The following is a 22,783-nucleotide window of genomic DNA, read 5'->3' as shown; positions in this document are numbered from 1 at the left end:
CTCTCAGCGCGGCGTCGGCCTTGGCGCCGCGCCGCGACGCCTGAGCACCAGGGTGGCCCAGCCTTCGCGGGAACTCCGGCGCGCAAGAGTCCAGCCCTGCATCCGGTAGGCGGCCAGAACGCCTGCCACGTCGCGCAGCAGCAGGCCCGAGAGAACCAGCGTCCCTGAAGGCCTGAGCACGAGCGCGACATGGCGCGCGAGGCGCATCAGGGGGCGTTGCAGGATATTGGCGATCACCAGATCGAAATGCCGCAGCCGCGCCGCCTTGGCATGGCGCACGCCCGGCGCGACATAAAGGTCCAGCAGCCCGGGCGCATGGTTCAGAACGGCATTTGCCCGCGTCACGTCCACGGCCACTGCATCGATGTCGCCAGCCACGACGCGCTGCTTCAGCCGCTTGGCGACGGCAAGGGCGAGAAGCCCGGTGCCTGTGCCGATGTCGAGCACATGGCGCGGCCGGCCGCGCTTCAACTCATCATGGATGGCGAGCAGGCAGCCCGCGGTCGTGCCGTGATGCCCGGTGCCGAAGGCGAGGCCCGCCTCGATCTCGATTGCTATGTCATTGACGCGCACCGCCTCGCGATCATGCGCGCCATGAACCAGGAAACGGCCGGCCCTGACCGGCTTGAGGCCATCAAGGCTGGCCTTGACCCAATCCCTGGAGTCGACCGCCGTGAATTCGGCGTTGGTCAGATCCTCGCCGACGATGGGGCCGATCAGGTCGCGGATCGCGTCCTGGTCCGGCGGCTCGGCGAAGAAGACCTCGACGAACCAGGGCGAATCCTCCGCCTCGTCATCGATCTCGAAGGCGGACACCGCCGTGTCGCCAGGGTCGAGCACCTCGCCCAGCAATTCGGTGATGGCACGGGCGCGGCCGACCGTGGTCGACAGCTTGAGGACAGTGGTGACGGTGTGGGGCAGGAGACCTTCGCGCATCGGCGCGCTCTAGCATGCGCGCTGAGCGGGCGCGAGGGCCGTCGCGAGGGCCCTCGCGCTTGCCGGAATGGCGAATCGGGCTCCATAATCCGTTCACCATGATCTTTGCGCTTGAGTCATCGCGCCTCTTAAATTATTCGCAAGCTCTACTATCTAAAGGCAAAGATATTGAGTCGCCGGAGGAAATACCATGCCAAAAACGTTAAATAGCCTTGCCCTGATGTCGATGCTTGCGGGTGCTCTTGTTGTCGGCATCAATGTTGCCGAAAGCCGTCCTGGCGGCGGCAAGAGCTCGGGCAGCCGCGGCTCGCAGACCAATGTCGCGCCTCCGAGCACCACGACCGCGCCCACCGCGCAGCCGATGCAGCGCACCACGACGCCTGCTCCCGCTGCCCAGCCCGCCGCAGCCGCAGCCGCAGCGCAGGCTGCCCGCCCGTCCATGGCGCGCAACCTGATGATGGGCGTGGGCGCCGGCCTGCTTGGCGCTGGCCTGTTCGGCATGCTCTCCGGCGCGGGCTTCTTCTCCGGCCTTGCCTCTCTTGCCGGCCTGTTCGGCTTCCTGATCCAGATCGCGCTGGTCGCAGGCGTTGTCTTCCTCATCATGCGCCTCATCCGCAGCCGCCGCGAGGCCGCCATGGCCACCCCGCAGGGTCTGGCCCGCGATGCCCAGCCGCCAGCGCCTGCTGCCGAGCACGGCGCGCAGCGCCAGATGTTCGGCGGGATGATGGGCGGCGCCGCCGCCCCGCAGCCGGCCATCCAGCCGATCGAACTGACCGGCGATGACTTCGGCGCCTTCGAGAAGCTGCTCGGCGATGTGCAGACCGCCTATGGCGCCGAGAACGTGCCGGCGCTTCGTGCCATTCTGACCCCGGAAATGGCCTCCTATTTCGAAGGCGACATCTCGGACAACGAAGCCAAGGGCGTGATCAACAAGATCGCCAACATCAAGCTCCTCCAGGGCGACCTCTCGGAAGCCTGGCGCGAAGCCGGCGGCGAATATGCCTCAGTCGCGATGCGCTATGCGATCTCCGATGCGATCTTTGACCGCAAGACCGGCCAGTGCGTCAACGGCGACATCGCCGCCATCGGCGAAGCCACTGAAGTCTGGACCTTCGTGCGCCAGCCAGGCGAAGGCATCGAAGGCTGGAAGCTCTCGGCCATCCAGCAGGCTGGATGAAGCCAGCCCTTGGTGATGACAATTTGATGATGACAAACAGGCCCGCCGGCGCAAGTCGGCGGGTTTTCAGTTTGGGCGGCTCGCAGCTTGCCCGTTCGGGGCAGGCCCTCGCCACCATGTGGGCGGTGGTGGCCACAGACCGGCAGATGCGGTCGGCCGTGGCCATGGCCATGGGGTTCCCGCCGCTGTGATGGACCGGCGGCAGCCCTCGATTGAGCGGGGAGGCCTCTGCTGCCGTATTGGCGAGGAAGGCGCCCGCGAGGCCTGAGCCCGTCGCGGCGGCTGCAAGGACAAGACGGGTGGCGCGGGCCGACAGGCGGCGGCTCCCGATCGTGCGGGGCGGTCCATCCGCTCCCCGATCATGGGTCGCGGGAGCGCCTGAAAAGGTTCAACGCCGTGTGAAGGATATGTGGCGCTGCGGTCAGCCGCGCTGCACGAAGGCGTCGAGCACCATCTTGCGGCCTGCCTTGTCGAAATCGACGGTGAGCTTGTTGCCGTCCACGGCGTAGACATCGCCGGGACCGAACTTGATGTGGAAGACGCGCGCGCCGACCCCGAACCCGGAAGCAGGGCCACTCGACTTGGCGAGCAGCTCGCCCTCGATGAGCGTGGGCGCGCGGCGCCCGGCCTGACCGAAGCCCCCGGCATCATTGCGGCCGGCAAACCCGGCATCGCCCGCGCGGCCACCAGATGCGGCGGCCTTGTCGCGCGATGCCTGGGCGCGTTGCCAGCCGGGTGTGGAATAGGATGAGCCGAAGCTCGGCTGACGGTCGAAGCGCGAGGCGCCATAGCCGCCCTGGCCGAATTTCGAGGCAGCCTCGGCCACGTCGACCGCGCTCTCGGGCAGTTCGTCGATGAAGCGGCTTGGCATTGATGACTGCCACAGGCCATGGATGCGCCTGTTCGAGGCGAACATGATCTTGGCGTGGCGGCGGGCGCGGGTGATGCCGACATGGGCAAGCCGCCGTTCCTCCTCCAGCCCGGCCCGGCCGCTCTCGTCGAGCGAGCGCTGGCTCGGGAAAAGACCTTCCTCCCAGCCTGGGAGGAACACCGCGTCGAACTCCAGCCCCTTGGCCGCATGGAGAGTCATCAGGCTCACGCGCTGGGCGGCATCGTCCGAGACCGTGTCCATGACGAGCGAGACATGCTCGAGGAAGCCGGCGAGGTCGGGGAATTCATCGAGCGAGCGGACCAGCTCCTTGAGGTTCTCGAGCCGGCCTGCGGCATCGGCGGAACGGTCCTTCTGCCACATGTCGGTGTAACCGCTCTCCTCCAGCACCATCTCGGCCGTCTCGGCCGGGCTGGCCTGTGCGAGCCTGAGCCGCCAGCGACCAATGCCCTGAACCAGCTCGCGCAGGCTCGAGCGGACCCTGGCCTTCAGCTCCTCGCTCTCGATCAGCGCGCGAGCCGACTGCAGCAAGGATGCGCCGGTAGCACGGCCATGGATGTGGAGTTGCTGCAAGGTTGCGTCGCCCAGCCCGCGCTTGGGCACGTTGAGGATGCGCTCGAAGGCGAGATCGTCTGTGTCCGAGTGGACGCAGCGCAGATAGGCCATGGCGTCGCGAATTTCGGCGCGCTCATAGAAGCGGGGCCCGCCGATGACGCGATAGGCGAGGCCCATGGCGATGAAGCGTTCCTCGATCTCGCGCATCTGCGCCGAGGTGCGCACCAGCACGGCCATTTCCGACAGCGGCAGCCCGCGCGACTGGAAAAGCTCGATGTCGTCGCCGATGATGCGGGCTTCCTCCTGGCTGTCCCAGGCGCCGGCGACGATCACCTTCTCGCCAGGTTCGTCGTCGGTGCGCAGCGTCTTGCCAAGCCGCCCCTCGTTGCGGGCGATCAGATCGGAGGCGGCCTTGAGGATGTGCCCGGTGGAGCGATAGTTCCGCTCGAGCCTGACCACCTTCGCGCCCGGAAAATCATGCTCGAAGCGCAGGATGTTGTCGACCTCCGCGCCGCGCCAGCCATAGATCGACTGGTCGTCGTCGCCCACGCAGGCGAGGTTCCGCCGCCCCTGGGCAAGCAGGCGCAGCCACAGATACTGCGCCACGTTGGTGTCCTGATACTCGTCCACCAGCATGTAGCGGAAGCGTTCCTGATACTGGGCCAGGATGTCTGGATGGGCTTTCCAGAGCGTCAGGCAATGCACCAGCAGATCGCCGAAGTCACAGGCGTTCAGCGTCTTGAGCCGCTCCTGATAGGCCTTGTAGAGCTTGCCGCCCTCGCCATTGGCGAAGACGCCCGCCTCGCCCGCAGGCACGGCCTCTGGCGTCAGGCCTCGGTTCTTCCAGCCATCGATGAAGCTGGCCAGCATCCGCGCCGGCCAGCGCTTATCATCGATGTTGGCGGCTGTGATCACCTGCTTGAGCAGCCTGATCTGGTCATCCATGTCCAGAATGGTGAAGTCGCTGCGCAGGCCCACCAGTTCGGCATGGCGGCGCAGTATCCTGGCCGCGATCGAGTGGAAGGTTCCGAGCCATGGCATGCCTTCGGCGACATCGCCGACGAGGCGCGTCACGCGCTCCTTCATCTCGCGGGCCGCCTTGTTGGTGAAGGTCACCGACAGGATCTGCGACGGCCAGGCCTTGCCTGTCGCAATGAGGTGAGCGATGCGCGTGGTGAGCACGCGCGTCTTGCCGGTGCCTGCGCCAGCCAGCACCAGCACCGGGCCTTCCGTCGCTTCCACCGCCTCGCGCTGCTCGGGGTTCAGGCCGTGAAGGTAGCCCAGCGCCGGTGCCGCTGCGGCGCGCGCGCGTGCGGCGATGCTGCCTGGTGCAGGCTGATGCATCATGGCATCGTCGCGGTCTGGGGGGCTCGACACGAGTGCAGGCGCTCCGGCTTGTCCGAAAGAATCGATGTTAACGCGGAACTATAGGCCAGCGCGGCCGGGACCACGAGCCTGTCAGGAAAGGCGACTCCGGCGAGGCCTGTAGGTGGGCATGGCAGAACGGGACCGCAACCGCGCCATAAGCCGCGTTTCAGCAGTGGTTCATGAAAGGGCTGTGCGCAGACGAACTGCCGGAACCGATGCGGATCGCGCCGGCCGCTCAGCCGCTGGCGTGGGCGAGGCCGGCATTCGCGGTCGCGTCGCCATGAGGAATGGCGATGACGCGGCCGAGAGCGGCGGGCCGCCGGAGGCTGGCATGGGCCGCCTTGAGCAGCGCAAGATTGGCAAGGATGTCAGCGGGGAAGGGCGTGACCTTTTTCGAGCTCATCTCGACATGAAGTGCGAGGTTTTCGGTGGTGGCGGAGACCCAGCCTTCCTCGGCATGGCGCAGTTCGAGGAAATAGTGCAGGCGCTTGCCGTCGAAATCGACCAGTTGCAGCGTCACGCGCACGGGATCGCCCGCCATCAGCTCGCGAAGGTAACGCACATGCACCTCGGCGACGAAACAGGAGGCGCCCTGTTCCTGAACGTAGGCGGGGCCGAGCCCGAGGAGGCCGAAAATCTCGTCCGCCGCCCGATCGAAGAGCACATTGTAGAAGGCCATATTGAGATGGCCGTTGTAGTCGATCCACTGCGGATCGACGCGCATCGGAGAGGATACGCAAGGCGCAAAGAACAAGGCAGGCGCTTTTGACCAGTCTGGCAGCATCAGCATCATTCCAGCGCGACGAGACCGCAGACGTTTGTCGGGCGCGGCTCGTGGATCACAATCCGTATGTGCGCATATAAGGTTGTTTGGTCGCGAAGTTATCAGTTACGAAATGAGCACCGCGACGGATCACAGGCGGGTGATGTTCTCTGGAGGAGCCCATGCAGATCGATATCCGCCAGGGACGCAGCCCGGCCTCGGCTGAAGCCATCGAAGCGGTGCGGCAAGAGCTGGCGGCCATGGTGGGCAACCGGCTTGTCTCCAGCCTCGCCGTGCGGCAGCAGCATGCGAACACGCTGACATGGATCGAGAACCAGGCGCCCGATCTCGTGGTCTATCCGCAGGACGTTTCGGAAATGTCGCGCATCGTGAAGCTGTGCGCCGCTCATGACGTGCCGGTCGTTCCGTTCGGGACGGGAACCTCGTTCGAGGGCCATGTCAACGCGCCCTTCGGAGGCGTCTCGGTCGACACATCCATGATGAAGCGCATCATCGAGGTCCATGCCGAGGACCTCGACTGCGTCATCGAGCCCGGCGTCACGCGCAAGATGCTGAACGAGCATCTGCGCGATGTCGGCCTGTTTTTCCCCATCGACCCGGGCGCCGACGCCTCGCTTGGCGGCATGGTGGCGACGCGCGCCTCCGGCACCAATGCGGTTCGCTATGGCACCATGAAGGACAATGTGCTGGCGCTGAAGGTGGTGCTGCCCAATGGCGAGGTGATGACGACCTCGCGCCGGGCGAAAAAATCCTCCGCAGGCTATGACCTGACCCGCCTTTTCGTCGGCTCCGAAGGCACGCTTGGCCTGATCGCCGGGATCACCCTCAGGTTGCAGGGCATTCCCGAGGCCATCTCGGCCGGGGTCTGCCCGTTTCCGAGCGTGAAGGCGGCTTGCGACGCGACCATCCTCACGATCCAGAGCGGGCTGCCGGTGGCGCGGATCGAGTTGCTCGACGCGCTGCAGGTGAAGGCCTGCAACCTCTATTCCAAGCTGGCGCTGCCCGAGACGCCAATGCTGTTCGTCGAGTTCCATGGCACGGATGAAGGCGTTAGGGAACAGGCGCTGCGCTTCGGCGAAATCGCGGCCGAACTCGGCGGCGGTCCCTTCGACTGGGCGACCCGCGCGGAGGACCGCACGCGCCTGTGGCAGGCGCGGCATGATGTCTACTGGGCGTCGATGGGGCTGCGGCCCGGCGCCAAGGGCGTGTCCACCGATGTCTGCGTGCCGATCTCGCGCCTGTCCGACTGCATCGAGGAGACGCAAGCCGACATCGCCGCCAGCGGCCTGATCGCGCCGATCGTGGGGCATGTCGGGGACGGGAACTTCCATGTGCTGCCGCTTGTCGACATGGATGACGCGGGCGAGGTGAAGGCCGCGAAGACCTTCGTCGAGCGCCTTGTCCAGCGCGCGCTCGCGATGGAAGGCACCTGCACCGGCGAGCATGGGGTGGGCCAGGGCAAGATGAGGTATCTCGAGCAGGAGCACGGGCCGGAGGCTCTTGCCATGATGCGCTCGCTGAAGCGCGCCATCGACCCGCAGAACCTGATGAACCCTGGCAAGATCGTCACTTTTTGAGAGTCTCGCAAACGGCGGGCCTTGTGGCAGATTGCTGAAACACGCACATAAGCCTGGTGCGTGACGGACTGACATTCCTTGCAGGACTGGTGCTGGTGGCGCTGCTCGCGGCGCTTGCCGCGCCGCTGTTCGTCGATTGGAACCAGCATCGCAGCGCGATCGAGGACCAGTTGCGCCGCGCGACGGGCCTTGAGATCGTCACCACGGGAACGATCGGCCTTCGCTTCCTGCCGAGTCCGCGGATCGAGGTGTCGGGCGTGCGCATCGGGCAGGCCGATCCGCTCGGCACCCGGCTCACCGCCACCACGCTGCGCGTCGACATGGAGCTTGCGCCCTTGCTGCGTGGCCAGATCGCGCTCGAGCGCGTCGACCTCGATGGTGTCGATCTGACGCTCGCGGCGCGGGGCGGGGCGTTGCGGCTGCCGGCGGGCTCGGGCCGGGCCAGCCTTCCGGCGATCACGCAGCTGACGCTGTCGCGGGGGCAGGTTGCGGTGGTGGATGCTGGCGGCTCGATGATCGCTTCAGGCCCTTTCGCACTCGAAGCCAGTCTTCCGGGCGGAGCGGCGCCATGGCGGATCAACAGCGAGGTGGCTGGATATTCGGTCAGGCTGACGACGGGCGACAGGGACCCGGCTGGTCGGACCCGCCTCAAGCTGGCGGTCAGCGCCTCCGCAGGACGTGGCGAGTTCGATGGCTGGCTGGGCCTGGATCAGAGCAGCGAAGGCCTCGCCGTCTTCCAGCCCGAGGGGCAGATCGTGCTGGCGCTTGCCGGCGAAGGCGAGGCGCCGCCGCCACTGACGCTCAATGCGCGCCTTCTAGCCTCCGGAGCGGGGTTCAACCTGTCGGCGCTGACGCTGGATGGCGGGCCGATGGGACGGCTCGAAGGGGAGGCCACCTGGTCGGGCAGGGCAGGCGAGCGGGGTCGCGTCACGCTGCAATCGCGCCGCGTCGATCTTGCGGCCTGGCTGGCCGGGGCCGACGCCATCCTGCGCCCGGCCCGGGAACTGGCTGCGCCGCTCGCGGCCCTGCCCGATGCTGATGTCGACATGAGCTTCGACCAGATCAGCTATCGCGGCGAAGAGGCCACCGACGTGAAGCTGGCTCTGCGTCGCAGCGCTGCCGGCTGGGCGCCATTGCGGGGCCAGATCCGGTTCGCCGGGGCGCAGCTCTCCTTCGATGGGGGCGAAGCCATCCGCGCTGTGATGGACGCGCCGGATCTGCGGCGCATCGCGCTCGCCATGCAGCGGCTCGACATGCCCCAGGGGCTGGCCGAAGACATCGCCGCGCTTGGGCAACTCACCGGGGAGGCGACCATTGTGCCCGACGGGGCGAGCTGGCGCATCGCCCAATGGCGCGCCCAGGGGCGCTTCGGGCAGGCCAGCGGCGCGGGCCATGCCAGCGCCGGGCGCATCCGGATCGGCGCCGCCTTCGCGGGCGCGGACCTGCTCTTCCTCGCCCGGCCGCTCACGGCGCTCGCCGCGCTGGCGCCGCAGGCGCTGGAATTCGATCTGACCGGCCAATCACTGACCATCGGCGGCAGCCCGCCAGGCACGGCGCGCCTTGTCGTCAGCCGCGAGCAGGGGCGCTGGCAGCTCAGTTCGGCGAGCGCGCGAGGCTTTGACGGGCTCGAACTCGACGTGGCGCGCGGTGCATCCGGCCAGCCGCCGGGTTTCCAGCTGCAGGCCCGCCGGGCCGACGCCATCGCCGCTCTCGCAGAGCGGTTGAGCCCTGCCGCGCCGTTCACGCAGGCCATCAGGGCGATGCGCGGGCTATCGCCAGTCCGCCTGTCCGGCACCGTCAGCGAGGCCACAGGCGGCTGGTCGGTGGCTGCCACGGGGCAGGCGGGCGCGCTCGGGCTCGAGGCTCGCGGCCAGGTGTCCGCAAGCGGCGTGATTCAGACGGGCGAGGTTGCGCTCGCCTCGTCGCAGCGCGGGCTGCTGTTCCAGGCGCTGGGCCTGCCGGAGCCGGAGCAGCGCGCCGTCGCAAGCCGTCTCACCGCCCGCCTGGGCGCGTCCGGTCCGAGCCTGCTGCTCAGCGGCGCAGACGGGCTCTCGGCCGAGGGGCGCGGGGCCTGGGCGCCCGACCAGCCAGGCCAGCTGGCGGGCCCGCTGCAGATCCGCTTCATCGCACCCTCGGCTGGCGCGATCCTGCCCGCCGCCGCCGCAGCGCAGGCGGGGGCAGGCGCGGTGCAGGGCCGCTTCGACCTGCGCCCGACCGAGGGCGGCCTCGGCATCGAAGGGCTGGAAGCGGAGATCGGGGGCGCAAGGCTCTCCGGAGCGCTCGAGCTGAAGGCGGATGGCTCGGCAAACGGGCGGCTTGTCGTGCCAACCTTCGATATGTCGCTGGCGGCGGGATGGCTGGGGGCCGGCGCTGCGCCGCTTGCTGACGGGATCTGGTCGGGCGCGCGCTTCGCGCCGGGCAGGACTCTGCCTGCGCTCGATCTTGCGCTGGAAAGCCAGCGCTTCCTCGTCCCGTCAGCCGGAGTCCTGGCCGGGCGGCTGCAACTCTCGGCCGGCGAGGACCGTGTGCGGATCACACAAATCAACCTGGCCTCGCCCTCGCTGAAGCTCGCCGGGTCGGTCGAGGCCGAGCGCAATGGCGGGCTGCTCGCCCTGCGGGTCAACGGCCGCGCCGATGGCGTGGAGCTGCAGCGTCTGCTCGGCGGCGATTTCACTGGAAGCGGCGCCGTCGAGGTGCAGCTTGGCGCGTCGGGCGAGAGCCCTGCGCGGCTCATCGCGGCCCTGACCGGGGCAGGACGCTTCACGGCGCGTGGGCTTTCGATAGCGCGGCTGGATCCGGCCGCGCTGGAACGCATCGCGGAGCGGTTGAGCGGCGACATCATCGAGACGGACGCAGCCCAACTGGTGCAGAGCGTGCGCGCGGGCCTGGAGAGCGGCAGCTGGCGCGTGGAGGCGGATGCGCCGCTGCAGTTCGTGGTCGCTGGCGGGGTAGCGCGCCTCTCCCCGTTTGCCGACGAGAAGCCGGCAGCTTCGCTCAGCGCCTCAGGCTCCTTCGATCTGCGAAATGCCCGGATCGAGTTGCGGGCGGCGATGCAGGGGCGCAGCGCGCCAAAGGGCTGGAGCGGCGCGCTGCCGCAGATTGCCGTGAACTGGCGGGGCGACTGGCGCGCGCCGGCCCGCAGCTATGATGTCAGCGCTCTGTCCAATGCGGTGTCCCAGCGGGCGCTGCAGCGGGAGATCGAACGGGTCGAGGCGCTGGAGGCGGACATCCGCGAACGCGCCGCGTTCAATCGCAGGCTCCGCGCCGAACGGGAGCGGCGCGAGGAGGAGCTGCGCGTCATCGCCGCCGAAGCCCGCGCCCGCGAGGAACGGCTGCGCGAGGAGCGTGCCCGCGAGGAGCAGGCCCGGCAGGAGCAGGCGCGAAAAGAGCAGGCACGTCTTGAGCAGGCGCGGCAGGACAGGCTGCGCGAGGAGAGGGCGCGTGCAGAGCGCGATGCGGCCGAGCGGGCGGCCCGCGCATCGACGGAAGCGCCCGCCCCTGCGCAGCAGCCGGGCATATCCGCCGCCGAGCCGCGTGGCCCGCAGGCTGCGCCGGCGTTGCCCCCGCCAGTCAGCATCACGCCGCTGGCGCCGCCGCTCTCACGCCCGACAGGCGCGCTGAATTGAGTTCTGACCGCCAGGGCCGCCTCAGCCCGCAGATCATGGTCTGGCTCCCCTGGCCTCAGCCTCGGCGCTGATCACTTCCAGAACATGAATGCGCAGCGCTGATGACAGGTTGGTTCGCGCGCGCCGGCCGTCGATCTCGGCGACGAGCGCGGCGAGGGTCAGTCCGCGCCCCTCGGCGATTCGCTTCAATGCCTGCCAGAACGGCTCCTCGAGCGAGATCGAGGTGGCGTGGCCTGCAATCGAGAGCGAGCGCTTGATGACGCCTTCACGCGCAGCGCGCGGGCTGGCCGGCGTCGCGCCGCGCTGCATCCGCCTCGCCATGGCTCAGCCTTTCGGCTTTTCCGGGGGGTCGGCAGCGGAGGTCAGCCTGTGGGCGTCGAGCTTGCGCGCAGCCAGCGCCTTGTCAGCCCCGCTGGCGCTGCGCTCGGCCTTGGTGCGGCCGAAGGCGACGCGGTTTGCCTGCGCTTCGGCATTGGCGGCGTCTCGGGCCTTCGCCTTGCGCGCCTTGCGCAGGTTGATGATCTCGGCGCTCATGGTGCGGCTGGCCCCAGCATCGCGGCAGGATCGACGACCTGGTCGAACAGCCCGGCGTCAATCCCAGCTGCCAGCGCCTCCTCGCGCAGCGTCGTTCCCTTCACATGGGCAGCCTTCGCGATGGCTGCGGCGCGGTCATAGCCGATGGCGGGGGCGAGCGCCGTGACCAGCATGAGCGAGCGGCTCAGGAGCTCGGCGAGCCGTTCGCGGTTGGGCGCGATGCCATCCACGCAATGCTCCCGGAAGGATGTGGCCGCGTCGCCGAGCAGGCGGATGGATTGCAGCACGGCATCGGCGATGACCGGCTTGAAGACATTGAGTTCGAGGTGGCCCTGGCTGGCGGCGAAGGTCACGGTCGCGCCATTGCCCATCACGCGGGCGCAAACCATCGTCATGGCCTCGGCCTGCGTGGGGTTGACCTTGCCGGGCATGATCGAGGAGCCTGGCTCATTCTCCGGCAGCGAGATTTCACCAAGGCCCGAACGGGGTCCAGAGCCCATAAGGCGGATGTCGTTGGCGATCTTGAACAGGCCTGCCGCCAGCGCCTCCAGCGCGCCATGGGTGAAGGCCAGCGCATCATGGCAGGCCAGAGCCTCGAACAGGTTATCGGCAGGGCGCAAGGGCAGCATTGTCCGTGCCGCCAGTTCCGCCGCGATGCGGCTCGAGAAGGCCGGGTGCGCGTTGAGCCCTGTGCCGACGGCGGTGCCGCCCTGCGCCAGCGCGTGCAGGCCTGGCAAGGTCGCCTCGATGCGGGCCAGCCCAAGCCGGAGCTGCGCCGCATAGCCGGCGAACTCCTGCCCGAGCGTGACGGGGGTCGCATCCTGCAGATGGGTGCGCCCGATCTTGATGATCTCCGCGAAGGCGCTGGCCTTGGCCTCCAGCGCTTCTGCGAGCGCGCCCAGAGCCGGCTTGAGGCGCCGCTCGATCTCGACCGCGGCGCTGACATGCATGGCTGTGGGAAAGGTGTCGTTGGAGGACTGGCAGAGATTGACATGGTCATTGGGATGCACCGGGCCCCGGGAGCCGAGCGCGAAGCCCAGTCTTTCATTGGCCCGGTTCGCGAGGACCTCGTTGACGTTCATGTTGGTCTGGGTGCCGGACCCGGTCTGCCAGACGCTGAGAGGAAACTCGCCCGCCAGCTGCCCGTCCAGCACCTCGTCGGCGGCGGCGATGATGGCGTCGGCAAGCCGGGGCTCCAGAAGGCCGAGGTCGCTGTTGACCCGCGCGGCGGAGCGTTTGATCAGCACCATCGCCGTGATGAGCGGGCGCGGCATGGTCTCCGTGCCGATGCGGAAATTCTGCAAGGACCGCTGCGTTTGCGCCGCCCAGTAACGTTCGGCTGGCACCGCGATGGGCCCGAACGTATCGCGTTCGGTGCGTGTCCCCGGCATGGGGCCTCAGGGTTTCTTGCGGAAGGCGTCGAGGCTCACCACCTGGGCCGACTGCTTGTCATCCTCGCTGGAGCCTTCGGCGGGAGTTGCCTTCGCCGCCTGGCCCTTGCCGGAGGGGCGCGGCTCGCCGGGCTTGACCTCGGCCGGACGGATCTCCTGGGGCTCGGAGGCCGCGCCGCGCGGCATTGCAGGCAGCTTCTCGGGTTTGGGCGCGGGAAGCCGCGGCTTGGACCGCGCCGGGGCTGGCTCGTCCTGGGCGGACGCTGATTCGGCCGCTGCCGTCGCCTCGCCGTTCAGCTCGAACTTGAGGCCGAACTGCACGGAGGGATCGAAGAAGCCGACAAGGGCGTCGAATGGGATGAGCAGCCGCTCCGGTATGCCCGAGAAGGACAGCCCGACCTCGAAGGTGTGCTCGGTGACGCCCAGATCCCAGAACTGATGCTGGAGAACGATGGTCATCTCCTCAGGATACTTCTCCCGCATGCGCTGCGAGAGGCGCACGCCCGGGAAATCGGTCCGGAAGGAGATGTAGAAGTGATGATCGCCCGGAAGCCCGTCCCTGCCGGCATCGATCAGCACCCTGCGCACGACGCCCTTGAGAGCGTCCTGCACCAGCAGATCATAACGGATCAGGTCCTTGGGCGGCGTCTGGTTTGTCATGCTGCGTGCAAAATAAACGAATCTGTTCGGAAGGCGAGACGTTTTCACGCGAGGTTGCGGTCGAATGAAGGGGGACAGGGCGCGACATCGCGGCGCGTGCCGGCGCGGCGGAGATCGCGGTCTGGAGGAGCCTTCCTGCGGAAGGTGAGGTGGAGGATTCTGTTGCGAGGCTCCCAGGGACATGGGGTCTGGAGGAGCCTTCCTGCGGAAGGTGAGGTGGAGGATTCTGTTGCCAGGCTCCCAGGGACATGGGGTCTGGAGGAGCCTTCCTGCGGAAGGTGAGGTGGAGGATTCTGTTGCCAGGCTCCTCCGGGCCCCGCCTTTACGCTGCGAAGCGAAAGGACTTAGGTTTGTGTGCTGCTACCGCTCACGCGGCAACGGCAACACGCGCATTGTTGTCATTGGCAACTATGCTATGGCCCGATGACGGTGGAACCATGCCGAGCAAAAGCCGACCCTTTACGCCCTCGTCGATCCTGTTTCGCCCCCGCCTCAAGCCAGCGCGCTGACTTCAGGTGGAGGCGCCGGGTACCGCCCCCGGGTCCGAATGGTTTATTTCGGTCGCCGTTTATCGCCATAGACGCCCCGAAAGGCGACACGTTCGATATAGCGACGGGACGCGGCAATTGAAAGGCCGCCGTGAAGCCGGCCGCGCAAGGCTGGTAACGAAACCGCAGCTGGCGACGAATGCATCTGCGGCAGGGATGGGCGGCTGGCGTCCAGGGCCGCGCCGATACAGGAGAAGTCCCATGGCATTCAACCCGACGCGTCTTGGCATCGTCAGCGGCATCGCGCTGATGGCCGCCGGGGCGGCCGTTTCCGCTTCCGCTCTGCTTGCGCCCTTGAGCGCACGCGCAGAGGTGTTCGCCGGCATTATTCCAGGTGTTGCGGCCGGGGGGCATGACGTGGTCGCGTACTTCACGCAAGGACGCCCCACGCCTGGGCATGCGCAGTTCGCATGGACGTGGAACGGGGCGATCTGGCGCTTCGCCAGCGCCGTCAACCGCGAGGCCTTCATGGCCGACCCCGCGCGCTATGCGCCGGCCTATGGCGGGCATTGCGCCTGGGCGGCGGCGCAGGGCTACAAGGCCAAGGGCGATCCGGCCAACTGGCGTGTCGTCGATGGGCGGCTGTTCCTCAATTATGACGCCCGCATCCATGCCCGATGGGAGCGCGACATCCCCGGCTTAGTCGCCCGGGCCGACCTCCGATGGCCCGGATTGCGGGGCAACTGACGCCGCCGCTGATTTTGCAGTGGATGAGCGCAAGGGCCGGCGCGCGCGGCGGGGAAATGCCGTAAACGGCCAAACACGGAGGATTCGGCTCATGCGCCAGTATCATGACCTGCTGACCCGCGTGCTCGACGAGGGCGTGCCCAGGTCCGACCGCACGGGCACCGGCACGCTCTCCGTGTTCGGCCACCAGATGCGCTTTGACCTGTCGGATGGATTTCCCCTCGTCACGACCAAGAAGCTGCACCTGAAGTCGATCATCCACGAGCTGATCTGGTTCCTGAGAGGCGACACCAATGTGCGCTACCTTAGGGAGAACGGCGTCAGCATCTGGGATGAATGGGCCGACGCGAACGGCGATCTCGGGCCTGTCTATGGACGGCAGTGGCGCTCCTGGGCCGGGCCGGACAACGCGACCGTGGACCAGATCGCCTGGGTGACGGAGGAGATCCGCCGCAACCCCGACTCGCGCCGCCTCATCGTCTCGGCCTGGAACCCGGTCGACATTCCGAAGATGGCGCTGGCGCCCTGTCATTGCCTGTTCCAGTTCTACGTGGCCGGGGGCCGGCTTTCCTGCCAGCTCTATCAGCGCAGCGCCGATGTCTTCCTGGGCGTGCCCTTCAACATCGCCTCCTATGCGCTGCTCACGCAGATGATGGCGCAGGTCACCGGCCTCGAGCCGGGCGAATTCGTGCACTCCTTCGGTGACACCCATCTCTACAGCAACCACCTCGATCAGGCCCGGCTGCAGCTCACGCGCGAGCCGCGGCCGCTGCCGAAGCTCATGCTCAACCCCGCCATGCGCCGCATCGAGGACTTCCGCTTCGAGGACATCGTCATCGAGGGCTATGATCCGCACCCGGCGATCAAGGCGCCGATCGCGGTATGACGCTGACCATTCGCCCCGCCGGGCCGGCCGATGCCGGGCTCGTCCTCGCCTTCATCCGCGAACTGGCTGAGTATGAGAGGCTGCTGCACGAGGTCGAGGCCAGCGAGGCGGACATCGCGCGCGACCTGTCCGGCGATGCGCCCCGTGTGTTCTGCGACATCGCCGAGCTTGGCGGCCAGCCGGTGGGCTTCGCCCTCTGGTTCTACACCTATTCGACTTTCCAGGGCCGGCACGGCATCTATCTCGAAGATCTGTTCGTGCGGCCGGAGGCGCGCGGCAAGGGCATCGGCAAGGCGCTGCTCGCCCGCCTTGCCCGGCGCTGCGTCGACGAGGGGCTCGGCCGGCTGCGCTGGTGGGTGCTGAACTGGAACGAGCCGTCCATCGCCTTCTATCGCACGCTCGGCGCCGAGGCGCAGGATGAGTGGACCACCTTCGGGCTTGGAGGCGCCGCCCTCGCAAGGCTTGCGGGCATGGAGCCAGGCCGATGAGCGTGCCTGTCGTCGCCATCGCCGCGCTGGCCGACAATGACGTGATCGGCGATGACAACCGTCTGATCTGGCGGCTCAAGACCGATCTCAAGCGCTTCCGCATGCTCACCATGGGCAGGCCGCTGCTGATGGGACGCAAGACCTTCCAGTCCATCGGCCGCCCGCTGCCGGGCAGGCACATGGTGGTGCTGACGCGCGATCCGGACTTTGCCGCCGAGGGCGTCACAACCGCCGCTTCGCTTGATGCAGCCATGGCGCTGGGCCAGGAACTGGCCCGCCAGCACGGCGCCGACAGCGTGGTGATCGGCGGGGGCGAGAACGTTTACCGGCAGGCCTTGCCCCTGTGCGACCGGCTTCACCTCACGCTGGTCCATGCCGAGCCGCCGGGCGATGCCCGTTTTCCTGAATTCTCGCGCGCTGAATGGGACGAAATCAGCCGCGAGCCGCACCCGGCAGGGCCGGATGATGAGCACCCGTTCACCTTTCTTGATCTGAAACGCCGCATGTGACCTCTCGTCAGTTGACGGAAGCGGCCAAGATGCCCAATTCACTCAGCGAAGCGGGGCGCTAGGCGCTCGAGAAACGATCAATAACAAAGGCGGATTTCATGCCCTGGAGCAATCAGAGCGGGGGAGGCGGCGGCAGCGGCGGCGGTGGGGGCCCATGGGGCAACCGTGGCGGCGGCAGTGGCGGCGGCAATGGCGGCGGACCTTGGGGCGGCGGTGGCGGCGGTGGTGGTGGACCCACCGGCTCCGGCGGCCCTCCCGACCTCGAAGCCATCCTGCGAAAGGGTCAGGACCGACTGAAGAACATCATCCCCGGCGGCTCCGGCGGCGGCATGAGCTCCAAGGGCATCATCGTGATCACCCTCCTGGCCGTGTTTGGCTGGCTGGCGACAGGCTTCTTCACGGTCCGGCCCGACGAGATCGGCATCAAGACGGTGTTCGGGCGCTACACCACCAAGACCGCTCCGGGCCTTGACTGGAACTGGCCCGCGCCGATCGGCGCGGTGATCAAGCCGCGAGTGACCCAGATCAACCGCATCGAGGTCGGCACGGCGCTCGTCATGAACCAGCGTGGCCAGCCGGTGCAGCAGCGCTCCACCGGCGAAGACAGCCTGATGCTGACCGGCGACGGCAATATCGTCGACATCGCCTTCCAGGTGCAGTGGCAGATCGATCCCGCCCGTCCCGAGAACTTCGTGTTCAACATCCAGAACCCCGAAGGCACGATCAGGACGGTTTCGGAAAGCGCCATGCGCGAGGTCATCGGCCGGCGCGCGATCCAGCCGATCCTGACCACCGAACGCGGCGCGATCGAAACCGAGGTCCGCCAGCTCGTGCAGGACACGCTCAACTCCTATGGGGCCGGCGTGCTCGTCTCGGGCCTGCAGATGCTGAAGGCCGACCCGCCCGCGCAGGTCATCGAGGCCTTCCGCGACGTTCAGGCCGCGCAGCAGGACCAGAACCGCATGCGCAACGAAGCCGAGACCTATGCCAGCCGCGTCGTGCCTGAAGCGCGCGGCCAGGCGGCGCGCCTCGTGCAGGAAGCCGAAGCCTATCGCGAACGGTCAGTGGCCGAAGCAACCGGTCAGGCCTCCCGTTTCAGCCAGATCTACGAGCAGTACAGGCTCGCGCCTGAAGTCACCCGCGAGCGCCTGTTCCTCGAGACGATGGAGCGCGTGTTCGGCGGCATGGACAAGGTCATCATCGACCAGCAAGGCGGCGGCGGAAACGGCGTGGTGCCCTTCCTGCCTCTCGACCAGATCCAGCGCCGCGCGCCCGCCGAAAGCCAGAGTGGCGGCGCCGCCGGCGGCAAGCCCATCCCGGGGATGATCCGATGAACAACACCGTCAAGCTCACAACCCTCATCGCGCTCGGCGCTGCGGCCGTCCTCGTGATGCTCTCCGCCTTCGCCGTGCCGCAGACCCAGCAGGCTCTCGTCCTGCGCTTCGGCGCCGTGCAGCGCGTGGTCACCGAGCCGGGCATCAAGTTCAAGGCGCCCTTCGTCGACACGGTCATCATGCTCGACAAGCGGATCCTCGACCTCGACCTGCCGGTTCAGGAAATCCTGGCCAACGACCAGAACCGCCTGTCGGTCGATGCCTTCGCGCGCTACCGCATCAGCAATGCGCTGCTGTTCTTCCAGTCGGTGAACAACATCAACGGCGCCAATGCCCAGCTTAACCGCATCACCAACTCCACAATCCGGAACGTCCTGGCGGAAGCGAACTACACCGCGATCGTGCGGACCGAGCGCGCCCGGCTGATGAACCGCATCCAGGATGAGGTGAACCGCCAGGCCCGCGCCTTCGGCATCGAGATCATCGATGTGCGCCTGACCCGCGTGGACCTGCCGGCCGGCAACAGCCAGGCCGTGTTCCAGCGGATGCAGACCGAGCGTCAGCGTGAGGCTGCGGATCTTCGCGCCAACGGCTCGCAGACCTCGCAGGAGATCCGCGCCCGCGCCGATCGCGACGTGCAGGTGCTGCTCGGCGAAGCCGGTCGCAAGGCCGACGAGACGCGTGGCCAGGGCGATGCGGAACGCAACCGCATCTTCGCGGCGGCGTTCAGCCGTGATCCGGAATTCTTCGCCTTCTACCGGTCGATGCAGGCTTATGAAACGGGCCTGAAATCAGGCGATACGCGGATGGTGATCTCTCCGAACTCGGACTTCTTCCGCTTCTTCAACGATCCCCGGGGCCGGGCGCGGCCCGAGGGCCGCCCCTGAGGCTGAATGACCCGGACTGGGAAGAGCCCCTCGATGACCGACTTCGTGGCTGCGATTGGCCTTGTTCTGGTCATCGAGGGCGTTCTGTTCGCGCTTCTGCCCGGCAAGGCGCAGGAGGCCATGCGCAGCGCAGCCGAGACGCCTGCCGACATCCTGCGGATCGTCGGGCTCGTCTCGGCGGTGGCTGGCATAATCGTGATATGGGTGGCGCGGCGTTTTTTCGCTGTATAGGGGTTTTGCGTGCCGACGGCGCGCCCCATTTCCTGTATCATGATCCGCGTGCCGTTATCGCTGGCGTGCGGTTCTCGTGTGCAACCGCTTCGCCCGCTGATCGTCCTGACCCGGACCCAATGAGAGACATTCGCCCGTGAGGATCGACATGAGCTTCTTCGCTGAGAACACGTCCCGCCGCCTTCAGCGGGCCGGAACCGTGACCGCAAGGGCACTGCTCGCCGGCGCGCTGGCGCTGCCGGTGGGCGTGTCGCCTTTCATGGCGACGGCGCAGGCGCAGCAGATCCAGCCTCAGGCCAGCCGGACCATGCAGCTGCCCGCCGTGGCCGACCTTGCCGAGCAGGTGATGGAGGCTGTGGTCAACATCTCCGCGCAGACCACTGTGGAGACCCGCAACCGCACCATGCCGGACGTGCCGGGCCTTGGGCCGGACACGCCCTTCGGCGACCTGTTCGAGGAATTCTTCAACCGCCGCCGCGAAGGCCAGCCCGGCCAGCCCGGCCAGCCCGGCCAGCCTCCTGGCCAGCAGGGCGAGGCGCAGCCGCGCACGCCGCGCCAGCAGCCCGAGCAGCGCCGCGGCCAGTCCGCCGGCTCCGGCTTCGTGATCGATCCGACTGGCATCGTCATCACCAACAATCACGTCATCGGCGAATCCAACGATGTGACCGTGATCTTCTCCGACGGCCGCCGGCTGAAGGCCGAAGTGGTTGGCAAGGATCCCAAGATCGACATCGCCGTGCTGCGCGTGAAGTCCGACACGCCGCTCAAGGCGGTCAAGTTCGGCGACAGCGACAGGGCGCGCATCGGCGATTGGGTGATGGCCATCGGCAACCCGTTCGGCCTTGGCGGCTCGGTGTCGATCGGCATCGTGTCGGCCAAGAACCGCCGCATCGAGAGCGGGCCCTACGACAGCTATCTGCAGACCGATGCCGCCATCAACCGCGGCAACTCGGGCGGTCCGCTGTTCAACATGGCCGGCGAAGTCATCGGCATCAACACAGCCATCCTGTCGCCGACAGGCGGATCGGTCGGCATCGGCTTCTCGGTGCCGTCAGCGCTCGCCATGCCGGTGATCGACCAGCTTCGTCAGTTCGGCGAGACCCGCCGTGGCTGGCTGGGCGTGCGCATCCAGAACGTGGATGAGACGACCGCAGAGGCGCTCAATCTCGGGCGTGCCCGTGGTGCGCTGATCGCCGGCATCGACGACAAGGGCCCGGCAAAGCCGGCCGGTCTCGAAACCGGCGACGTCATCATCCAGTTCGACGGCAAGGATGTGCGGGAGTCGAGCGATCTGCCGCGCATCGTGGCGGCGACGCCGGTGGGCAAGGAAGTCGAGGTGCGCATCATGCGCAAAGGCCAGGAACAAACGCGCCGCGTGACCCTGGGCCGTCTCGAGGATGGTGAACGCCAGCAGCTGGCCGCTCTGGGCTCCCAGCCCAACCAGACCGCCGCGCCAGCCACCACCACGGTTCTGGGCATGGAGCTGGCTGGCGTGAATGACCAGATCCGCCGCCGCTTCAACCTCAAGGACGGCGTTCGTGGCGTCGTCGTCACACGGGTCGACGCAAACTCCAACGCTGCGGACAAGAGGCTTGCCGCCGGGGACATGATCCTCGAGGTCGGGCAGGAGTCGGTCACCAGCCCGGCCGATGTCAGTCGCCGCGTGGACCAGCTCAAGAAGGATGGTCGCCGTGCTGCGCTGCTTCAGGTGCAGAACGCCGCTGGTGAAGTCCGCTTCGTGGCCGTCACCATCAACTGATGTGGCCCTGAGCCTGCGAGCCGATCGGACAAGCAGCCCATGAGGCTGCTTTTCTTTTGCGTCGTTCAGAGGTTGATGGTCAGCCTCGGCCCGTGATGATTTCGTCTTCGCGATAGCCCTGCGCGTAAAGAAGCGCCGTCAGGTCGGCATGGTCGATGCGGGCATGAGCCGCCGCCGCGACGGCCGGCTTGGCGCGGAAGGCGACGCCCAGACCAGCCTCGCCCAGCATCGCCAGATCATTGGCGCCGTCGCCGACCGCCATGGTCTGCTCGGGCGCCAGCCCCGCCCGTTCCCGCAGATCGACCAGCGCATCGAGCTTGGCCTGCCGGCCCAGGATCGGCTCGCGCACGGTGCCAGCGAGCTTGTCGGCATCGACATCGAGCCAATTGGAGCGATCCTCATCAAAGCCGATCATGGCGCCGATGCGGCTCGTGAAGACCGTGAAGCCGCCCGAGACCAGCGCCGTGTAGGCGCCATGGGCGCGCATGGTGCGGACCAGCTCGGGACCGCCCGCGGTGAGGCTGATGCGGCTGGCCACGATCTCGTCGACGACGCCGATGGGCAGGCCCTTGAGCAGGGCGACGCGTTCGCGCAGCGCCGGCTCGAAGGCAAGCTCGCCGCGCATCGCCCGCTCGGTGATGGCGGAGACCTCGGCCTTGAGGCCCACGAAGTCCGCCAGTTCGTCGATGCATTCCTGCCCGATCATGGTGGAGTCCATGTCGGCCAGGAACAGGCGCTTGCGGCGGTGGGCGAGAGGCTGCACGAAGACATCGAGCGGCGCGTCCAGCGCTTGACGCAGCCGGTCGGCGATCGCTCCGAGCGGCGCATCCGCCCTTGCAAAGGGCAGGTCCGCCGCGATACCGGAAGAGAGCCACTGCGCCGCCCCGGCATGGGGCAGCGCGTCGGCGGCCCTTGCCAGGAGGGCCGGGGTCAGCGCCTTGTCGGCGGGGTTGGATACGAGGGTCGCGACATAGGCCATGGATGCAGCTTCAGCTCCGGGTGTGCGAGGCGCGGTCGCGGTGCTCATTGCAGGTCCGACCGCCAGCGGCAAGTCGGCCTATGCCATTGAGCTGGCGCGGGCAACGGGCGGCGTGGTCCTCAACGCGGATTCGATGCAGGTCTACCGCGACCTGCGCGTCATCACGGCGCGGCCTTCTCCCGAGGAGGAGGCGCAGGCCGAGCACAGGCTGTTCGGCTTCATTGACGGGGCGGAGAATTATTCGGTCGCGCGCTATGCTGCGGATGCGACTCGCGAAATCGAGGCCGTGTGGCGGGCCGGGCGGTTGCCGATCCTGGCGGGCGGCACGGGCCTCTATCACCAGGCGCTGGAGGCGGGGCTGTCCTCCATCCCGCAACTGCCGCCGGAGGTGCGCGAGGCGGTGCGGGAGTCCTGCGAGGGGGTCGGGACCGCAGCGCTGCACGCAAGGCTGGCGGCGCGCGACCCGGCCGGGGCGGCAGCCTTGCGCCCGAGCGACCGCCTGCGCGTGATGCGCGCGCTTGAGGTGTTCGAGGCCACGGGCCGCTCGCTGTCGAGCTACCATGGCGAGCGCGAGCCGGGGCTGCTCGCCGGCAAGCCTTTGGTGAAGCTGTTCCTGGCGCCCGAGAGGGCCGCTCTTCATGCCCGCATCAATGCCAGGTTCGACGCCATGATCGCCGGCGGCGCGCTGGCTGAGGTCGAGGCGCTGGCCGGACGCGGGCTTGATCCGTTGCTGCCTGTGATGCGCGCCCATGGCGTGCCGGCGCTGATCGCCCACCTGCGCGGCGCGATGAGCCGCGACGACGCCATCCATCGCGGGCAGGCGGACACGCGCGCCTATGTGAAGCGTCAGTTCACCTGGTTCCGCAACCAGATGCAGGGCTGGCGCTGGCTGTCGGACGAGGCGGGAAGGGCGGCTGCCCGCGATGAAATCACGCTTGACCGGCGCGGGGCAACTGTTTAGCGTGCCGAGATATTCGC

The 22,783-nt window shown here is 67.9% G+C and carries 21 protein-coding genes and 1 other RNA gene; 13 read left to right on the top strand and 9 right to left on the bottom strand.

The annotated features are described in order from the left end of the window. Positions 1 to 3: 3 nt before the first annotated feature. The gene (locus HEQ16_16390; protein ID MCO4055589.1) at positions 4 to 936 is read right to left on the bottom strand and encodes a 50S ribosomal protein L11 methyltransferase; all 933 of its coding nucleotides are present in this window, start codon (positions 934 to 936) and stop codon (positions 4 to 6) included. A 190-nt stretch (positions 937 to 1,126) separates the two neighbouring features. Here HEQ16_16390 and HEQ16_16385 point away from each other — a divergent pair, with 190 nt between their 5' ends. Further along, positions 1,127 to 2,113 (top strand): TIM44-like domain-containing protein, encoded by a 987-nt coding sequence (locus HEQ16_16385; protein MCO4055588.1) that lies wholly within the window; start codon positions 1,127 to 1,129, stop codon positions 2,111 to 2,113. A gap of 26 nt (positions 2,114 to 2,139) precedes the next feature. After that, positions 2,140 to 2,304, top strand: a complete 165-nt coding sequence (locus HEQ16_16380; protein ID MCO4055587.1) for a hypothetical protein — start codon at positions 2,140 to 2,142, stop codon at positions 2,302 to 2,304. Between the two features lie 230 nt (positions 2,305 to 2,534). Here HEQ16_16380 and HEQ16_16375 read toward each other — a convergent pair whose 3' ends face one another. Beyond that, the gene (locus HEQ16_16375; GenBank protein MCO4055586.1) at positions 2,535 to 4,904 is read right to left on the bottom strand and encodes a UvrD-helicase domain-containing protein; all 2,370 of its coding nucleotides are present in this window, start codon (positions 4,902 to 4,904) and stop codon (positions 2,535 to 2,537) included. 256 nt (positions 4,905 to 5,160) lie between these two features. Next, positions 5,161 to 5,709 (bottom strand): thioesterase, encoded by a 549-nt coding sequence (locus HEQ16_16370; protein MCO4055585.1) that lies wholly within the window; start codon positions 5,707 to 5,709, stop codon positions 5,161 to 5,163. A 161-nt stretch (positions 5,710 to 5,870) separates the two neighbouring features. Between HEQ16_16370 and HEQ16_16365 the strand changes: the two genes are divergently transcribed. Together HEQ16_16365 and HEQ16_16360 are read left to right on the top strand one after the other, a co-directional pair. Next, complete coding sequence (locus HEQ16_16365) at positions 5,871 to 7,286, top strand: FAD-binding protein (GenBank protein ID MCO4055584.1); 1,416 nt, start codon at positions 5,871 to 5,873, stop codon at positions 7,284 to 7,286. 56 nt (positions 7,287 to 7,342) lie between these two features. Then, a complete protein-coding gene (locus tag HEQ16_16360; GenBank protein MCO4055583.1) occupies positions 7,343 to 10,912 on the top strand; it encodes an AsmA family protein in 3,570 nt (1,189 codons plus the stop codon). A gap of 33 nt (positions 10,913 to 10,945) precedes the next feature. On the opposite strand, the gene HEQ16_16355 is transcribed toward HEQ16_16360, so the two are convergent. The 5 genes from HEQ16_16355 to ssrA form a co-directional block, all read right to left on the bottom strand. Further along, a complete protein-coding gene (locus tag HEQ16_16355; protein ID MCO4055582.1) occupies positions 10,946 to 11,221 on the bottom strand; it encodes a ribbon-helix-helix domain-containing protein in 276 nt (91 codons plus the stop codon). A 15-nt stretch (positions 11,222 to 11,236) separates the two neighbouring features. Beyond that, complete coding sequence (locus HEQ16_16350) at positions 11,237 to 11,446, bottom strand: DUF4169 family protein (GenBank protein ID MCO4055581.1); 210 nt, start codon at positions 11,444 to 11,446, stop codon at positions 11,237 to 11,239. Beyond that, entirely contained in the window at positions 11,443 to 12,837 is a 1,395-nt protein-coding gene (fumC, locus tag HEQ16_16345; GenBank protein MCO4055580.1) for a class II fumarate hydratase, read from the bottom strand. Before fumC ends, HEQ16_16350 begins: the two co-directional genes overlap by 4 nt. A gap of 6 nt (positions 12,838 to 12,843) precedes the next feature. Then, on the bottom strand, positions 12,844 to 13,497 hold the full coding sequence (locus HEQ16_16340) for a Stringent starvation protein B (protein ID MCO4055579.1): 654 nt from the start codon (positions 13,495 to 13,497) through the stop codon (positions 12,844 to 12,846). Between the two features lie 282 nt (positions 13,498 to 13,779). Continuing rightward, positions 13,780 to 14,133: a transfer-messenger RNA gene (gene ssrA, locus HEQ16_16335) on the bottom strand. Between the two features lie 113 nt (positions 14,134 to 14,246). Between ssrA and HEQ16_16330 the strand changes: the two genes are divergently transcribed. The 8 genes from HEQ16_16330 to HEQ16_16295 all read left to right on the top strand — a co-directional run bounded on the left by HEQ16_16330 (position 14,247) and on the right by HEQ16_16295 (position 20,826). Next, complete coding sequence (locus tag HEQ16_16330; protein MCO4055578.1) at positions 14,247 to 14,732, top strand: YHS domain protein; 486 nt, start codon at positions 14,247 to 14,249, stop codon at positions 14,730 to 14,732. A gap of 91 nt (positions 14,733 to 14,823) precedes the next feature. Continuing rightward, positions 14,824 to 15,618 (top strand): thymidylate synthase, encoded by a 795-nt coding sequence (locus HEQ16_16325; protein MCO4055577.1) that lies wholly within the window; start codon positions 14,824 to 14,826, stop codon positions 15,616 to 15,618. Continuing rightward, the gene (locus HEQ16_16320) at positions 15,615 to 16,106 is read left to right on the top strand and encodes a GNAT family N-acetyltransferase (protein MCO4055576.1); all 492 of its coding nucleotides are present in this window, start codon (positions 15,615 to 15,617) and stop codon (positions 16,104 to 16,106) included. The genes HEQ16_16325 and HEQ16_16320 overlap by 4 nt, the downstream gene beginning before the upstream one ends. 2 nt (positions 16,107 to 16,108) lie before the next feature. Beyond that, positions 16,109 to 16,615, top strand: coding sequence for a dihydrofolate reductase (locus tag HEQ16_16315; protein MCO4055575.1), 507 nt, complete (start codon positions 16,109 to 16,111; stop codon positions 16,613 to 16,615). Between the two features lie 98 nt (positions 16,616 to 16,713). Then, entirely contained in the window at positions 16,714 to 17,949 is a 1,236-nt protein-coding gene (hflK, locus tag HEQ16_16310) for an FtsH protease activity modulator HflK (GenBank protein MCO4055574.1), read from the top strand. Beyond that, positions 17,946 to 18,836, top strand: coding sequence for a protease modulator HflC (locus HEQ16_16305; GenBank protein MCO4055573.1), 891 nt, complete (start codon positions 17,946 to 17,948; stop codon positions 18,834 to 18,836). The genes hflK and HEQ16_16305 overlap by 4 nt, the downstream gene beginning before the upstream one ends. A gap of 33 nt (positions 18,837 to 18,869) precedes the next feature. After that, the gene (locus HEQ16_16300) at positions 18,870 to 19,067 is read left to right on the top strand and encodes a DUF2065 domain-containing protein (protein MCO4055572.1); all 198 of its coding nucleotides are present in this window, start codon (positions 18,870 to 18,872) and stop codon (positions 19,065 to 19,067) included. A 259-nt stretch (positions 19,068 to 19,326) separates the two neighbouring features. Beyond that, positions 19,327 to 20,826, top strand: coding sequence for a Do family serine endopeptidase (locus HEQ16_16295; protein MCO4055571.1), 1,500 nt, complete (start codon positions 19,327 to 19,329; stop codon positions 20,824 to 20,826). A 79-nt stretch (positions 20,827 to 20,905) separates the two neighbouring features. On the opposite strand, the gene serB is transcribed toward HEQ16_16295, so the two are convergent. Then, entirely contained in the window at positions 20,906 to 21,805 is a 900-nt protein-coding gene (gene serB / locus HEQ16_16290) for a phosphoserine phosphatase SerB (protein MCO4055570.1), read from the bottom strand. Between serB and miaA the strand changes: the two genes are divergently transcribed. After that, a complete protein-coding gene (gene miaA / locus HEQ16_16285; protein MCO4055569.1) occupies positions 21,804 to 22,766 on the top strand; it encodes a tRNA (adenosine(37)-N6)-dimethylallyltransferase MiaA in 963 nt (320 codons plus the stop codon). The two genes, serB and miaA, sit on opposite strands and share 2 nt — an antisense overlap. The last annotated feature ends 17 nt before the right edge of the window (positions 22,767 to 22,783 follow it).

This window comes from Bosea sp. (in: a-proteobacteria), assembly GCA_023910605.1.
Classification (GTDB): domain Bacteria; phylum Pseudomonadota; class Alphaproteobacteria; order Rhizobiales; family Beijerinckiaceae; genus Allobosea.
The sequence above is the reverse complement of the archived record's forward strand: the minus strand, read 5'-3'. Positions and strand labels throughout refer to the sequence as shown.